Origin of the sequence: Hydrogenophaga sp. 5NK40-0174 (assembly GCF_040372165.1) — a bacterium.
In the GTDB taxonomy this organism is placed as follows: domain Bacteria; phylum Pseudomonadota; class Gammaproteobacteria; order Burkholderiales; family Burkholderiaceae_C; genus Hydrogenophaga.
In genome coordinates this window covers 1-2,239 of record NZ_BAABWG010000013.1, presented here as the reverse complement: position 1 = coordinate 2,239, position 2,239 = coordinate 1, and the positions used below count along the sequence as shown (strand labels likewise).

At 54.1% G+C, this 2,239-nt stretch carries 3 protein-coding genes; all 3 read left to right on the top strand.

Annotated elements, in window-relative coordinates; translation table 11 throughout:
- On the top strand, positions 1-1,396 hold a 1,396-nt coding region (locus ABWV89_RS18805), incomplete at its 5' end, for a CdiA family toxin C-terminal domain-containing protein (protein WP_353400600.1).
- Entirely contained in the window at positions 1,393-1,830 is a 438-nt protein-coding gene (locus ABWV89_RS18800) for a hypothetical protein (protein ID WP_353400597.1), read from the top strand. The genes ABWV89_RS18805 and ABWV89_RS18800, both read left to right, overlap by 4 nt.
- 166 nt (positions 1,831-1,996) lie before the next feature.
- Positions 1,997-2,239: hemagglutinin repeat-containing protein (locus ABWV89_RS18795; RefSeq protein WP_353400594.1), on the top strand; the 243-nt coding region annotated here is incomplete at its 3' end.

Here is a 2,239-nt window from a genome sequence, read left to right as displayed (position 1 = left end):
TGGTTGGTATGGGAACAGTCAAGGCCTGGGAGATCTGGAAGAACAGCTCAAGAAGGACCCGACTAACGAAGCCTTACTCGCACAAATCAAAGAGATTCGCGCAGATGTGCTCAACCTTTCAAAACTGACAGCGGCAGGAGGCGCTTACTTGCTGGGGGGGGATGCCGAAGATATGACTCTGGCGATGGCAACGGGAGTGAATGCGGCAGAGAACAACTTCTTGACACATCAAGAGTCGAGCGATCGCCTTCGGTTGAGAGAGGCGCTGCAGTCTTGCGAAGACAACACCTGCAAAGATGAAATTCGCGCGGAGATAAACAGGCTTGACCAATTGGACGCATGGCGGGATGCGCAGATTGAGGAGGCCTGTAGAAACCCTGCTTCTACGGAATGTCAAGGTTGGGCTCTTGCCATTCAGTACGCAGCGTCGACTTACAAAGGGCAATACGGAAATTACGTGGATTTGGCGGAACGAAGTAGCGTTCTCAATAAAGCATTTGAATACCAACAAGCTGCCGATAACCCCTTCCTGTATGGCATTGGCAAGGGCCTGATAAAGCTCACGCCACCAGGCATGCTGGTCCTGGGCGGAGCTGGAGTGGCTGCTACAGTAGAGAGCTTGTGGGAAAAGGGTGCAACCCAGACGGTTGTGGACGCGGTCAAAGGAATTGCGGGCATCCCAGCGGAGCTTAAGGCACGGCTTTCCAGCGATGATCCCAGCGTTCGTGGTGAGGCATTCGTTGATGTCCTGTCATTGGCTAGCGGAGCGGGTATGACCGCCGCTGGCGGAACGCGTGTCGTCTTGACTCAGGCGGAACGCTTGAAGCTTAATGCGACGATCACCCAAGCAGAGCAGGTTGCGATTGCCAGAACGAGGATCGAGAATAACGTCAACGCTGATGGAAATTTTGCCGGAGGTGTGGCTGTCCGGCCTCGAGACGGACTGGTACCGGAGGGGACTGCTCAAGTCGATACGCCTATTGGCAAACATTTGATTGAAGCTGAGATCAATTTCAACAGAAAGGGGCAACCTAGCAAAATCGCTGGTGGGCACAATATGCAGAACTTTGATGCGATGCTTCAAGCCAATGGAGGGCAAATAATGGGTAGCCCGGTTCCATTGGCGCCTGGTATTTATCAGGTTGAGTATCGATTGCCGGGTACTGTCGGGAAAAACCAAATCAAGACCGTTTACGATTCAAATATTTACAGCGATGCTCAAATGTCCACTATGGCGAATGACGCAGTGGGCAAGGCTGTCTATCAATGGAACAAAGGTGGGGGCACGAGTTCAATGGAAATTGTGGAAGTTGGCGGCATCAAGTTCGAAGTGCCAATTAGCTCGTTCAAAGGGACGGTGTACGTTCCTACTGCATATCCAGCAAGTAAGCAATGATGATTTGGCGTCGCGCGACAGAGAAAACTCTTGGTGGCAACTACACTTGGTATGACTCAGCCAAAGTGGGAGTTGAGAAACTACCACTCATCTACTGTGTAGGTAATGCCTTTCCCGCTCGGGAAGTAGATGCGATTGAGCATCATTTGGAAGGCCTTTTCGAGCTGGGAGGCGCGGGAGGCGACCCGGATTGGGAACTCTATCGCCAGGATAGTTCGGAGGGGGCGATGTTTGTCGCCTCTACACTCACGGCGTACAGTGGCTTGGATCCGGCCAGTGGCTGCTATTCGGAAGAAGAAGTAAAGAGCTGCTTCGCGAGAACTATGCGTGAGTATGAGCGCGCTCACCCTGAGAGCAGAGAGAAGATTCAAAGGCTAATTGATAAGTTCTGTTTGGAGCCCGATGGCGCCAAGAGCGCTGAAGCGGGTACCTGAACGAGGCTGCGCGATTGCGCAAAGAACTACTATTTGGCGCAGGTGATTTGAGACGGAGCAATACTGAAAAGTTCGCCGGTGACAGGCCGGTTGTCTCGTACACACTTACGGCGCCAGCCAGAACGCTGGCGAGAACATCTCGCTCTCCACCGCCCAGAAGGGCCACGTGCGCAGCTTCGAGTACTCGCACAAGTACGACACCTGGGGCGGCACGGCCAGCACCAAGGTCACCCGCGTCTCGCGTGATGTTGACATCACCAACAGCGGCAACACCTGGAACGTGGGCGGCGGCATGAACATCGTGGCCGGCGGTGACATCGACATTGTGGGCGCACAGGTCAACAGCAGCGGTTTCAACGCCCAGGCTGGTGGCAACTACGCCGAGCGTGCTGCCTACGACGTCAAAGAG